The sequence below is a fragment of the Spirillospora sp. NPDC052242 genome, from assembly GCF_040679555.1.
In the GTDB taxonomy this organism is placed as follows: Bacteria; Actinomycetota; Actinomycetes; order Streptosporangiales; family Streptosporangiaceae; genus Spirillospora.
In genome coordinates this window covers 14,691-27,211 of record NZ_JBFAUZ010000082.1, presented here as the reverse complement: position 1 = coordinate 27,211, position 12,521 = coordinate 14,691, and the positions used below count along the sequence as shown (strand labels likewise).

The 12,521-nt window shown below is 73.2% G+C and carries 13 protein-coding genes; 5 read left to right on the top strand and 8 right to left on the bottom strand.

Features of this window, described 5'->3' with window-relative positions; genetic code table 11:
• Positions 1-89: 89 nt before the first annotated feature.
• Positions 90-686 (bottom strand): helix-turn-helix domain-containing protein, encoded by a 597-nt coding sequence (locus tag AB0L25_RS39535; RefSeq protein WP_500178614.1) that lies wholly within the window; start codon positions 684-686, stop codon positions 90-92.
• A 110-nt stretch (positions 687-796) separates the two neighbouring features.
• On the opposite strand from AB0L25_RS39535, the gene AB0L25_RS39530 reads away from it, so the two are divergent.
• The 3 genes from AB0L25_RS39530 to AB0L25_RS39520 all read left to right on the top strand — a co-directional run bounded on the left by AB0L25_RS39530 (position 797) and on the right by AB0L25_RS39520 (position 3,610).
• A complete protein-coding gene (locus AB0L25_RS39530) occupies positions 797-1,216 on the top strand; it encodes a hypothetical protein (protein ID WP_500178612.1) in 420 nt (139 codons plus the stop codon).
• A complete protein-coding gene (locus AB0L25_RS39525) occupies positions 1,213-1,860 on the top strand; it encodes an SAM-dependent methyltransferase (protein WP_500178611.1) in 648 nt (215 codons plus the stop codon). The genes AB0L25_RS39530 and AB0L25_RS39525 overlap by 4 nt, the downstream gene beginning before the upstream one ends.
• A gap of 82 nt (positions 1,861-1,942) precedes the next feature.
• A complete protein-coding gene (locus AB0L25_RS39520; protein WP_500178610.1) occupies positions 1,943-3,610 on the top strand; it encodes an MFS transporter in 1,668 nt (555 codons plus the stop codon).
• 173 nt (positions 3,611-3,783) lie between these two features.
• On the opposite strand, the gene AB0L25_RS39515 is transcribed toward AB0L25_RS39520, so the two are convergent.
• The 4 genes from AB0L25_RS39515 to AB0L25_RS39500 form a co-directional block, all read right to left on the bottom strand.
• Entirely contained in the window at positions 3,784-5,409 is a 1,626-nt protein-coding gene (locus tag AB0L25_RS39515) for a serine/threonine-protein kinase (protein ID WP_500178608.1), read from the bottom strand.
• A 389-nt stretch (positions 5,410-5,798) separates the two neighbouring features.
• Positions 5,799-6,785, bottom strand: a complete 987-nt coding sequence (locus tag AB0L25_RS39510) for an amidohydrolase family protein (protein ID WP_500178607.1) — start codon at positions 6,783-6,785, stop codon at positions 5,799-5,801.
• Positions 6,782-7,741, bottom strand: a complete 960-nt coding sequence (locus AB0L25_RS39505; RefSeq protein WP_500178606.1) for a cyclase family protein — start codon at positions 7,739-7,741, stop codon at positions 6,782-6,784. The genes AB0L25_RS39510 and AB0L25_RS39505 overlap by 4 nt, the downstream gene beginning before the upstream one ends.
• Positions 7,741-8,715, bottom strand: coding sequence for a fumarylacetoacetate hydrolase family protein (locus AB0L25_RS39500; RefSeq protein WP_500178605.1), 975 nt, complete (start codon positions 8,713-8,715; stop codon positions 7,741-7,743). The genes AB0L25_RS39505 and AB0L25_RS39500 overlap by 1 nt, the downstream gene beginning before the upstream one ends.
• Positions 8,716-8,820: 105 nt before the next feature.
• On the opposite strand from AB0L25_RS39500, the gene AB0L25_RS39495 reads away from it, so the two are divergent.
• Both AB0L25_RS39495 and AB0L25_RS39490 read left to right on the top strand, forming a co-directional pair.
• Positions 8,821-9,735, top strand: coding sequence for a LysR family transcriptional regulator (locus tag AB0L25_RS39495; RefSeq protein ID WP_500178603.1), 915 nt, complete (start codon positions 8,821-8,823; stop codon positions 9,733-9,735).
• A gap of 70 nt (positions 9,736-9,805) precedes the next feature.
• Positions 9,806-10,285: an inorganic diphosphatase gene (locus tag AB0L25_RS39490; protein ID WP_500178601.1), complete on the top strand. Its 480-nt coding sequence runs from the start codon at positions 9,806-9,808 to the stop codon at positions 10,283-10,285.
• A 10-nt stretch (positions 10,286-10,295) separates the two neighbouring features.
• On the opposite strand, the gene AB0L25_RS39485 is transcribed toward AB0L25_RS39490, so the two are convergent.
• The 3 genes from AB0L25_RS39485 to pcaC all read right to left on the bottom strand — a co-directional run bounded on the left by AB0L25_RS39485 (position 10,296) and on the right by pcaC (position 12,519).
• The gene (locus AB0L25_RS39485) at positions 10,296-11,147 is read right to left on the bottom strand and encodes a DUF72 domain-containing protein (RefSeq protein WP_500178600.1); all 852 of its coding nucleotides are present in this window, start codon (positions 11,145-11,147) and stop codon (positions 10,296-10,298) included.
• A 71-nt stretch (positions 11,148-11,218) separates the two neighbouring features.
• Positions 11,219-12,091, bottom strand: a complete 873-nt coding sequence (locus AB0L25_RS39480) for an NAD(P)-dependent oxidoreductase (protein ID WP_500178599.1) — start codon at positions 12,089-12,091, stop codon at positions 11,219-11,221.
• A complete protein-coding gene (pcaC, locus tag AB0L25_RS39475) occupies positions 12,088-12,519 on the bottom strand; it encodes a 4-carboxymuconolactone decarboxylase (RefSeq protein ID WP_500178597.1) in 432 nt (143 codons plus the stop codon). The genes AB0L25_RS39480 and pcaC overlap by 4 nt, the downstream gene beginning before the upstream one ends.
• Between the last annotated feature and the right edge of the window lie 2 nt (positions 12,520-12,521).

Genomic DNA, 12,521 nt, shown 5'->3' with positions numbered 1-12,521 from the left:
CCCGTTCCTCGGCGGTCAACTCCAACGGCGCAAGCTTTGGCCCCGGACGCGTCATGCCAGAACCCTAGGCGAAATTAAGACTCAGGACACTAGCGGGATCTGTGTGGTTTGGGAGCGGCTCGGATGTGGACGCGTTCGCCTTGCTTGCCGATCAGGCTGAGGTACTCCACGGGGCCCGAGCTGGTGGCCGCGGTCCAGTGCGGGGTGCGCGTGTCGAACTCTGCGGCTTCGCCGGGTTCGAGGATGAGGTCGTGTTCCCCGAGGACGAGGCGGAGCCTGCCGTTGAGGACGTAGAGCCAGTCGTAGCCCTCGTGGGTGCGTAGGTCGGGCTCGGCGTCGTCGCGGCCTACGGGGAGGACGAACTTGTAGGCCTGGATCCCGCCGGGCCTGCGGGTCAGGGGCAGGATCGTGGAACCGTCCGCGCACGGGATGGGCCGCAGGTTGACGCGTGGGTCGCCGGTGGGCGGGGCCTCCACGAGTTCGTCCAGCGTGACGCCGTAGTAGCGGGCCAAGGGCAGCAGTTGCTCCAGGGTGGGGCGCCGCAGGCCGGCCTCGAGCCGGGACAGGGTGCTGGTCGATATGCCGGTCTCCTCGGCGAGGCCGGTGAGGGTGATGTCGCGTCGTTGACGGAGTTGCTTGAGCCGCGGCCCCACCGCGTTGAGGGTGCGGTCGGTCGTGTCGTCCATGCCCTCGATTTTGCCATTCGGCAACAAGGTTTGCGAATCTCCCTGGTGGTGCGCACCATCCAAGCACGCGGACGTCGACCGATGGCCGCGGTTCGGCTTGGAGGAGTGACATGGCAGGGCACGACACAGTGCGAGAAGTGGTGATCGTCGGTGGCGGCGCGGCTGGACTGAGCGCCGCGTTGACGCCGACGCGGGCACGGCGCGGGGTCAGGGGCGTCGATGCCGGGGAGCCGCGGAACGCACCCGCCGACGTGGAGGGGGCGATTTCGCGGCTCGAGGTCGACGGTGATCGCGTGAGCGGGGTGCGGCTCGCCGGTGGACGGCTGATCGAGGTCGACGTCGCGGTGGTCACCGGGCGGACCGGCGTCCCCGGGGTGTGGGGTGTCGGCAACGCCGCTGGTCTCTCTGGCCAGGTCAGTGCGGTCGCTGCGGAGGGGGCTCGTGTGGCCCGGCGCATCGATGCCGACCTCGTTATGGAGGACGCCGGCGAGGCCGCGGCCGTCCTCGGCCGTGAGGGGGCTCACCGATGACGCACTCGTTCGACAAGGACTACTGGGACCGGCGCTGGCGGCGCGACCGAGCCGGTGCCCCGGTTGCGATGGCCGTCGGCCCGCCCAACCCGCACCTGGTGCGGGAGGTCCACGACCTGGAACCCGGGACGGCGCTCGACGCCGGCTGTGGCGCCGGAGCGGAGGCGGTCTGGCTCGCGTCGCGCGGCTGGCGGGTCACCGGCGCGGACATCGCGGACCAAGCCCTGGCCCGGACGGCCGAGCGCGCGGCCGCGAGCGGTGTCGCGGATCGGGTGCGACCGGTCCGGGCCGACCTGTCCGTCTGGGAGCCGGACACGACGTACGACCTGGTCACCACCCACTACGCGCACCCCGCGATGCCGCAGCTGGAGTTCTACGACCGAATCGCGTCCTGGGTCGCCCCCGGCGGCACGCTGCTGATCGTCGCGCACCTCCACCACAACGGTCACCGGCAAGGGCACGGACCCGCCGGGGCCGAACCGCCGGCCTCGGCGTCGGTGACCGCGGCCGACATCACGGCGCGCCTCGATCCCGCCGGGTGGACGGTCGTGACCGCCGAGGAGGCGCACCGCACCGTGACCGGCCACGGCGGGCACGCGGTCATGGTGCACGACGTCGTCGTCCGGGCGACCCGCCGACGCTGACCCGGCCGTCCGGCACGCCGGCGCCTCTCCGGGGCCGGCGCCGACTCGTCCTGCCTCCGTGCAGGTCGTGAAAGGAAATCCATTGAGCACGAACCCGCCTTCCGTCGCCGTCGCCCACGGCGAGCCGGGCGACCCGACCATCCACGACGCGCGGCAGCGCCGCGCGATCCTGATCGCGGTCTGCATCGCGCTGATGGCGGTCATCGCCTCGGTCACCGGCCTCAACGTCGCCCAGCCCGAGCTCGCCGTGGAGTTCGGCGCCTCGCAGAGCACCGTGCTGTGGTTCATCAACCTCTACACGATCAGCCTCGCCGCACTGCTCCTGCCGCTGGGCGCTCTCGGCGACCGGCTCGGCCGCAAGCCCGTGCTGCTGACCGGCCTGACGGTTTTTGGCGTCGCGAACGTGGCCGCCGGGCTGGCCCCCTCCGCGGAGATGATGCTCGCCTCCCGGTTCGCCGCCGGTGTCGGCGCGGCCATGATCATGCCGGTCACCCTCGCCGTGATCACCTCGACCTTCCCCGAGGAGGAACGCGCCAAGGGCATCGGCGTGTGGACCGGCGTCGCGGGCGGTGGCGGCATCCTCGGCATGTACCTGTCCGCGGTGCTCGTCGACGTCGCCACCTGGCGCTGGCTTTTCGTCCTGCCCGTCGCGCTGGTCCTGGTCGCGGCCGCGCTGATCGTGCGGTCGGTGCCCAACTCCCGCGAACGCTCCGTGCACCGGTTCGACACCATCGGCTCGGCCACCTCGGTCCTCGCCGTCATCGGGCTGATCTTCGCCCTCCACGAGGGCGCGGTGCACGGCTGGACGGAGCCGGCGACCCTCGTCGGCCTGGTCGGCGGCATCCTCGCCGCGATCGCCTTCGTCGTGTGGGAGTTGCGCCACGCGGCACCCGTACTCGACGTCCGGCTCTTTGGAGAACGGGGCTTGGCCGGCGGGTCGGTCTCGCTGCTGGCGGTCTTCGGTGTGCAGGCCGGTATCTTCGTGGTGCTCTTCCCGTTCCTCCAGGCCGTGCTCGGCTGGTCGGCGCTGCGGGCCACGCTGGCGATGATGCCCATGGCGTTGCTGATGATGCTCGCGTCCGGCCTCGCCACGCAGGTCGCCGCTCGCATCGGAGCCCGGGCGACCATGGCCACCGGCATCTTCCTGGGCGGCGTCGGCCTCGCCCTGATGGCCGGCCTGGTGTCCGTCGAAGGCGGCTACCTCTCGATCCTTCCCGGCATGCTTGTCATGGGCCTGGGGCTGGGCCTGTCCATGACGCCTTCGACCGAGGCGATCACGAGCTCGCTGCCGCGCGAACGCCAAGGCGTCGCGTCCGCACTCAACGACGTGACCCGAGAGTTCGGCACGGCCCTGGGAGTTGCCTTGCTGGGAGCGATCCTCTCCGCCGGCTACAAGAGCGCGATCGACGGTCGGCTCGACGGCGTCCCGGACGATGCGGCCGACACCGCCCGCGAGGGCGTCGCGAACGCCGTCGCCGCGGCGGACGCCGCCGGCCCCCAAGCCCACGCGCTGGTCCGGGCGGCGCAGGAGTCGTTCGTCGACGGCTGGCAGCACGCCATGTGGGCCGGAGTCGGTGTCATGGCCGTCCTGTTCGTGTACGTCGTCGCCCGCGGTCCCCGGCACTCCACCACGGCGACTGACGCTGTCACGCAGGCCGTCCAAGACCCACGCCGAAGCGCCGTTGTCTGTGGAGGGCCGACGGCACCTCAAGGGCCGACCCCTCCGAGGGATCGCGACGGGGTGGGGTGACGCTCGGGCCTCGGCCGGTGCGGGGTTGCGGTCGTCGCGGTGAGCGGGGCGTCTGTGCGCGATCGAGCGTTCCGAACGTGCGGAGGTCCGGGATCCCCGGAGCGGGGATCCCGGACCTTCGGCGTCTGCACGCCCGTAGCGTGGTCAGCTGGCGGTCGACCCGGTGGCTTCCGTCAGGAGTCGGCGGGGTGGGTGCTGATGACCTTGCCCTTGGCGTTCGCGGCCACGTAGCCGCCGCCGTACTCGTCGGACAGGTAGAACATCATCGTGGGGGAGTCGCCGTTGAACACCCAGGACGCCCGGACGATCAGGTACCTGCTGGTCGGCTTGGGCACGTTCAGCGTCCGCTCGGCCCGGCGGATCAGCGCCGGGAGGGCGTCCCAGTCGAACTTCTTGAGATCGACTTTCGCGTCGCCGGTCGTGACGCCGGTGCTGGGACCGCGGCGGACGGCCGCGTCGGCCCCGGCCTCGTACGTGTAGTTGTCGAAGGCGGTCCGGCGGCCCGGGACGGGCGCGTCCGCGTCCGCGCGGTCCGGGCGGACGGTCATCCCGGCGAACTGGGTGCCGCCGGACGCGGCCTCGAACTTCGCGATCACGTCGCGGATCCCGGCGGGCGTTAGCAGCGACTCGGGCGCCGGAGCCGTCGCACCGGTGCCGGATCCCGAGCCCGCGTCGGTCGGGGTCGCGGACGCCGGTGGGGAGGTGGGCATGAGACGGTCGCCGGCCCCGGCCGCCGCGTCGCGCGAGGCGTCCAGGACCCTCGGGACGACGATGACGAGCGTGGTCGTGATCGCCGCCACCAGGACGACCGCGACCGCGGCGATCCCGCCGACCACCCACGTCCCGGTGGAGCGTGACCGCCGCCGCGGCGCGGTGCCGGTCGCCTCCCGCGGGACGTCCGGATGGGTGCCGGGTCCGGGGGCCTGCGCGAACGCCGCACTGCCGTCGGCGGGCGGTGGGAACGCCGTGGCGGCGTCGGCGGCCTGTGCGAGCAGCTGGTCGAGCCGTTCCGCGCTGGGACGCGCGGCGTGATCGCGCACCAGCAACGCCTGGAGTACCGGCGCGAGGGGGCCTGCGTGCTGCGGCGGAGGGATCGGCGCCGTCATGACGGCGGCGAGGGTCGCGGCGGCGGTGGGGCGGCGCAGCGGGTTGCCGCCCTCCACGGCCACGTACAGCAGGACGCCCAGGGACCACAGGTCGGAGGCGGGATCGCCCTCGCGGCCGTGCAGCCGTTCGGGCGCGATGTACTCGGGCGAGCCGACGAGGCCGCCGGTGGCGGTGACGCGGGACGCGTCCTCCAGCACGGCGATGCCGAAGTCGGTGAGGACCGGCGTCCCGTCCGTCCGCAGCAGCACGTTGGCGGGCTTGACGTCGCGGTGCTGGATGCCGGCCGCGTGCGCGGCTCGCAGCGCGGCGAGGATCCCGCGCCCGACGGCCGCCGCCTCGGCGGGCGGCATCGGCCCGTCGGCGAGCCGGTCCGCGAGGGACCGGCCGCGGACGAGTTCCATCACCAGCCAGGGATGGGGCAGGTCCGGTGTGTCCACGATGTGGTGGATGGTCACCACGTTCGGGTGGTCGATGCGGGCGAGGGCGCGTGCCTCGCGCATCACCCGCTGGCGCGTCTTCCGCGCGACGTCGGGGTCCTGCCGAGACGGATCCGCGTCGGCGAGCCGCACCTCTTTCAGCGCGACCTCGCGTTCCAGCGCGAGATCGAATGCGCGCCACACCGTGCCCATCCCGCCGCTGCCGAGCCTCCCGCGCAGCTCGAAGCGCCCGTCGACCACCTGCTCAGACGTCACGGCGCACAGCCTAGAACCACCTACCCACAAACATCCCGGAAGGGTTTGTTTCCGCACCATTTTTAATGCGATGTACTTCTCGCCGCATACTGGACGCCCGGTGCGCCGCCCTCGCCTCCGGCATCCTTGGGATGGCCGCCGGCTTCTACTTCCTCGATGGGCGCGACACCCCGTTCGGCGTAATGGCCGATCTGGAACCCGTTCCCGGTACTCGGCAATGGGGACCCTGAGGTCAACGGCGTGCTGGTTCACGTCGACGGTCTCCGGATCCGCGCCTGATCGACTTTGAGTTCGCAGGCTGCGCCCGTGCCCTGCACGACGCCGTCCCCCCGGTTGCAGGGCCCCGCCGGTTCGTGGACCGGGTGCCTGGCGTGGCCGATGGCTTGGGGTTAGTCGGCGAGGGTGAAGAGGGCGGTGGCGTTGGTGCCCAGGACGGCGTCGCGGTCGGGGCCTTCGGGGAGGGCGGCTCGGATCCGGGCGACGGGGTCGTCGACGCCCATGTCGAACGGGTGGTCGGAGCCCATGACGACCTGGGAGACGCCGACGGCGTCGATGAGGGCGCGCAGTGCGGACGGTTCGTAGACCAGGGAGTCGAACCAGATGCGGCGCAGGTAGGCGCTCGGCGGTTCGGCGCACTCGCGGGCCTCGGGGCGGACCGCGTGGCCGTGGTCGGCGCGGCCCAGGTAGGTGGGCAGGTAGCCGCCGCCGTGGGCGGCGAGGACCTTCAGCGCGGGGTGGCGGTCGAGGACGCCGGAGAAGACGAGGTGCGAGAGGGCGACGGCGTTCTCGACGGGCTGCCCGACGATGTTCGACAGGTAGAAGCGGTCGAGCCGTTCGTCGAGGGTGCAGCCGAAGGGGTGGACGAAGACGACCGCGCCGTGCGCTTCGGCGCGGGACCAGAACGGTGCGAGCGCGGGGTCGGAGAGTTCGCGGCCGGGGGCGTGCGAGGAGATCTCGACGCCTTCGAGGCCGAGGGCCATCGCGTGGTCGAGGGCTTCGACGGCCAGGTCCGGGTGCTGCAGGGGGACGAGGCCGAGGCCGTGCAGGCGGTCGGAGGCGGCGCAGTGCGCGGCGGTGCCCTCGTTGGCGAGGCGGCAGACCTCGCGGGCGAGGTCGCGGTCGGCCCAGTAGTGGTAGTGGGACGGGGACGGGCTGACGATCTGGACGTCGACCCCGGCGGCGTCCATGTCGGCGAGGCGCGCGTCCACCCGGGTGAGGCGGTGGAGGCGTTCGCCGATCATGGCGCCGCTCGCCCGCAGGGACGCGGGGCCGTTGCGGCGGGCGTCCAGGGCCCGGTGCTCGGCGTGGCCGGGCCGGTCGGCGACGGCCTCTTCGATGGCGGGGAGGAGGACGTGGGCGTGGACGTCGATGTTCATTTGACCGCGATCGGGTTGACGGGGGCGCCGACGGCGCCGGTGACGGGGATGGGGCCGGCGGTGAGCCAGAACTCGTGGACGCCGTCGGACGCGCAGTCGGCGGCGAGCGCGTCGAGGTCCCAGAGTTCGCCGATGAGCAGGCCCATGTTCGGGATGGCGACCTGGTGCAGCGGCTGGAAGGCGTCGTCGAACTCGTTGGGGCGCACCTCGAAGCCCCAGGTGTCGGTGGCGATCGCGGCGATCTCGGTGCGGTGCAGCCAGGAGGCGGTGGTGAACGACAGGCCGGGCGCGGGGCCGCCCGCGTAGTCGCCCCAGCCGTCGCGGCGGGCGCGGGTGAGGTGGCCGGTGCGGACGCAGACGATGTCGCCGCGCCCGACGGTGACGCCGTGCGCGTCGATCGTGGCCTGGAGGTGCTCCTCGGTGATGGGGAAGCCGTCGGGGAGTTCCCCGTCGTCGCCGATGACGCGGCCGACGTCGAGCAGGACGCCGCGTCCGGCGACGGGCGCGGCCATGTGCTCGATGCCGGTGACCAGGTCGCCCTCGGAGGTGACGACCTTCTCGGCGGGGCGGCCGTTCCAGGCGCGGCCGTGGTCGAAGATGTGGCCGAGGCCGTCCCACTGGGTCGAGCATTGGAGCGGCATCGACACGACGTCGTCGGCGCCGCCGATCCCGTGGGGGAAGCCCTGGTTGCCGAGGGCGGCGTCGGTGCCGGTGTCGAGCATGGTGTGGACGGGGTTGGTGCGGCGCCGCCAGCCCTTCTGCGGGCCGTTCATGTCGAACCGCTGGGAGAGGGAGAAGGACGCGCCGCGGCGGACGAGCGCGGCGCCTTCGCGGCGTTTGGCCTCGTCGATGAAGTTGACGGTGCCGAGCACGTCGTCGTCGCCCCAGCGTCCCCAGTTGGAGTACGCGGCGGCGGCCGCGGCGATCGCGCCCTCGGGGTCGGTGCGGTCGAGCATCACGCCTCCTCGGCGACGCAGCGGTTGCGCTGGACGCCCAGCCCGGTGATCGTCCCCTCCATCACGTCGCCGGGGCGCAGCAGCCGTCCCCAGTGCATGCCGTTCCCGGCGGGGCTGCCGGTGAGGACGAGGTCGCCCGGCAGCAGGCGGACGGTCTCGGACGCGTACGCGACCAGGCGGGCCACGTCGAAGATCATGTCGGCGGTCGACTCGTCCTGCATGACGTCGCCGTTCAGGCGGAGCGTCACCCGGAGGTCCGCGGGGTCGACGAACTCGGCGGGGACGAGGTAGGGGCCGAGGGGCGTGAACGTCGGGGCGTTCTTCGCGCGGAGCCAGTCGGTGCCGATCTCGGGCATGTCGCGGCGGAAGACGAGCTCGCGGGCCGTCACGTCGTTCGCGATCGTGTACCCGGCGACGTGCGCGAGGGCGTCGGACGCGGGCACCCGGTAGGCGGGGCGGCCGATGACCGCGGCGAGTTCGAGTTCCCAGTCGGGCTTGGTGCACCAGGACGGGATCACCACGTCGTCGTAGGGCCCGGTGACGGACGACGGCAGGCCGATGAACGCGTACGGTTCGTCCTCGGCGGCGCGCCGGTCCATCATCGCGGCGGTCTCGGCGCGGACCTGTTCGGCCGGGCGCCCGCCCTCGGGTTCGTGCGCGACGGCGAGGTCGATGACGTGCGTCCGGTAGTTCGCGCCCGACTGGACGATCTGCCGGGGCTCGACGGGCGCGTGCACGCGCAGGCCGTCCAGCGGCAGGCGGTCGCCGTCGGCGGCGCGCAGCAGCGGCAGCACGTCGTCCCAGCGGTCCAGCAGGTCCCGGACGGTCCTAAAGGCGGCGAGCCCGGGGACGGTGCGCAGGTCGACGACCCGGTCGCCGGTGACCAGCCCCGGGAACACGGGGCCGTCCCCGGCGGAGAACGAGCCGACCGCGAACCGGCCGGCGGGCCCCTTTTCGGCGAGTGTGGTTTCCACGGCGTCCCTCCTAGCGATGCCATTAACCTTGGAGCACCCGGGGGAGATCTGGGAAATCGATTCCCCAGATGCTTGGCATCCACGAAGTGAATGGAGGCTTCCGCCGTGAACCTGGCCAGCCTCGACCTGAACCTGCTGGTGGCCCTGCGCGCCCTGCTGGAGGAGCGCAACGTCACCCGGGCCGGGCAGCGCATCGGGCTCAGCCAGCCCGCGACCAGCGCGGCGCTCGCCCGGCTGCGCCGCCACTTCGGCGACGAGCTGCTGGTCCGGACGGGCAACAGCTACGAGCCGACGCCGCTCGGCGCGGCCCTGGAGGCGCCCGCGGCCAACGCGTGCGTGCTGCTGGAGCGGCTGTTCACCAGCCGCGCCGAGTTCGACCCCGCGTCCGAGCGGCGGGAGTTCACGATCATGGCGTCCGACTACGCGGTGGCGGTGTTCGGCGCCGCGCTGGCCCGCGCCGTGCACGCCGCGGCGCCCGGGGTGCGGCTGACGTTCCGGCAGGTCGGCCCGGAGATCGGCGACAACACCGACGCGCTGCTCAGCGCGGTCGACGGCCTGCTCATGCCGCACGGCGTGATCGGCGGCTTCCCCACCGTCGAGCTGTACCGGGACGAGTGGGTGTGCCTCGTCGCCGCCGACCACCCCGAGATCGGCGAGGAGCTGACCCTGGACGACCTCGCGCGCCTGCCGTGGGTCGTCTACCAGCGTCCCTACGACGCGCCGGCGGCGCGGCAGCTCAGCATGCTCGGCCTGGAGCCGCGGGTGGAGGTGTCGGTGCAGAACTTCCAGCTGATGCCGTCGCTCGTGGCGGGGACCCGCCGGCTCGCGCTGATCCAGCGCCGGCTCGCCGAGATCCTCGCGCCGGTCGCACCCGTTCGCGCGCTGCCGTGCCCGTTCGAGGCGGTGCCCGTCCAGGAGGCGCTGTGGTGGCACCCCGTGCACACGCACGACGCCGCGCACACCTGGCTGCGGGAACTCGCCGCCCGGACGGCCGCCGCGTTCACCGGCGGATCGGCGTGACCGAACCGGTTTCGGGACGTTCTCAGCGGCGAACTCCCGGAGAGGGACGCGCGTCGCGAGGGGGGAACCGATGGAGACCGAGATGATCGTCGAGATTCCGCGGGGATCGCGGAACAAGTACGAGATGGATCACCGGCTCGGGCGGATCCGGCTGGACCGCATGCTGTTCACCTCGACGCAGTACCCGGTGGACTACGGCTACATCCCGGGCACGGTGGCGAAGGACGGCGACCCCCTCGACATCATGGTCCTGCTGGAGGAGCCGACCTTCCCCGGCTGCCAGGTGACCGTCCGCAGCATCGGCGTCTTCTGGATGCTGGACGAGAAGGGGCCGGACGCGAAGATCCTCGGCGTCCCGGCCCGGGACGTCCGCTACGAGGGCATCCGCGACCTGCGGGACGTGCACGCGCACACCCTCGACGAGATCGGCCACTTCTTCGACATCTACAAGAGCCTCGAACCGGGCAAGAGCGCCGACGTCCGCGGCTGGCAGGACCGGGAGGTCGCCGACCAGGAGATCGCCGACTCGATCGCGCGAGCCCGGCGCTGAGAGCGGCGGGTCAGAAGAGCGTCGGCGGCCCGACGGGCTCCGGTTCCGGCAGCGGCTCGAGCCCGTGCACCTGCGCCCGCACCTCGTCGTGGAAGCGCCGGGCGAGTTCGAGGGCCTCGGCGTTGTCCGGCGTGTGGACGAACACGGTCGGCGTGCGGCCCTCGCGCAGCCAGCCGGCGACCGTCGCGACCCACCCCTGCCAGCCCTCGACGGTGCGGTCGGTGTCGTCGCGGCCGAGGTAGCGCACGATCGGACGCCCGGTGAGCGCCGCGGCGCGCCGGGGCATCCGCGGCTTCTTCAGCCACGCGTCCCGTTCGGCGTCGCTGGTCGGCGGGCTCCGGAACAGCGTGGTGGTGTCGAACGGGACCCACTCGGCGCCCGTCTCGGCGAGCGCGCGTTCCAAGAGCGCCGCCGCCCGGGGCTCCTCGAAGAACGCGCGGTGCCGCACCTCGACCGCGTACCGGTGCGCGGACGGCAGCCGCCGCAGGAACCGCGCGAGCGTCCCGACGTCGCCCGGCCCGAACGAGCCGGGCAGCTGCACCCACAGCGCGTGGGCGCGCGGCCCGAGCGGCTCGATCGCGTGCAGGAACGCCCGCAGCTCGTCGTCGGCGCCCGCCAGGCGGCTCCCGTGCGTGACCGGTTTGGGCAGCTTCAGCACGAACCGGAAGTCGGCGGACGTCTGCCGCGCCCACGACTCGACCGCGTCCCGCGACGGGGTCGCGTAGAACGTCGTGTTGCCCTCGACAGCGTTGCACCACGACGCGTACGCGCGCAGGCGCTCGTCGGCGGGCAGCGAGCGGGGCAGGTAGCGCCCCTGCCACGGGGCGAGGTTCCACATCGCGCATCCCACATGAAGCCGCACGGCCCCGACGTTATCGTGCGATCCCGATCCTGCGGTCCCGCCCTCGGACGTCCGCCGCATCGACCGGGCCGTCAGCCGCGGCCCCGCCACCGGGCGATGTCGGTCTGGTCGGCGTCCGGGCCGAGGTCCTCGGCGGCGGCCGCCCACAGGTCCACGGCGGCCCGCCCGAACGCCAGCGGCTCGCCCTGCGCCTCCGCCAGCTCGGCCGCGATCCGCATGTCCTTGAGCATCAGCGACAGCCCGAACCCGGAGTCGTACCGGCCGGTGAGGACGAAGTTCGGCCATTTGACCTCGGTGGAGGCGCAGCGGCCGCTCGACGCGTTGATCGCCTCTATCATGACCGCCGGGTCCAGGCCGAAGCGGGCGCCCGCCCGCATGACCTCGGCGGTCGCCAGCAGGTGGGAGGCCGACAGCAGGTTGTTGAACGCCTTCAGCGCGTGCCCGGCCCCGACGTCCCCGGCGTGCACGACGGCGCGGCCCAGCACGTCCAGGAGCGGGCGGACGCGCTCGACGTCGGCGGCGGCGCCCCCGGCCATGACGGTGAGCGTCCCGCCCTCGGCGCCCTTCACCCCGCCGGACACGGGGGCGTCCACGAACACGACGTCCCGTTCCGCCGCGCGGGCCGCGAGCTTCTGCGTGGACAGGGGACGGCTCGACCCCATGTCGATCAGCGCCGCGCCGGGCTCGAGCGCGTCGAGCAGGCCGTCGACGACCCCCTCGACGATGTCGCTGTTCGGCAGCATGAGCACGACGGCGTCGGCGCCCCGCGCGGCGTCGGCGGGCGACGCCGCGAGCACGAGGCCGTCCGGGAGGTCCCCGGCGGGCGGCACGGGGTCGTGGGCCCGGACCCGCAGCCCGGCCTCCGCCAGCCGCCGGGACATCGGCCGCCCCATGTTGCCGAGGCCGACGAACCCGACCGTCCGGATCGGCGCGCGCCCGCTCATCGCTCCGCCGTCCCCTCGCCGGCGGGCCCGTCCGCGAGCTCGCCCAGTTCGCGGAGCACCCGCTCGGCGATGCGGAACGCGTGCGTCGCCGCCGGGACGCCGCAGTACACCGTCGTCTGGAGCAGCGCCTCGCGGATCTCGGCGACCGTGCAGCCGTTGGTGACCGCCGCGCGGACGTGCACGGCGAGTTCGTGGTCGCGGCCCAGCGCCGTCAGCATCCCGAGGTTGATCAGGCTGCGGGTGCGCCGGTCCAGGCCGTCCCGGGTCCACACCGCGCCCCAGCAGAACTCGGTGACCAGTTCCTGGACGGGCCGGGCGAACTCGCTCGCCCCCGCCATGGAGCGCTCCACGTGCTCGGCGCCGAGCACCTCCCGGCGGGCCGCCAGGCCCCGGTCGAAAAGGGACGGGTTCGCGTCGGTGACGCTCAACG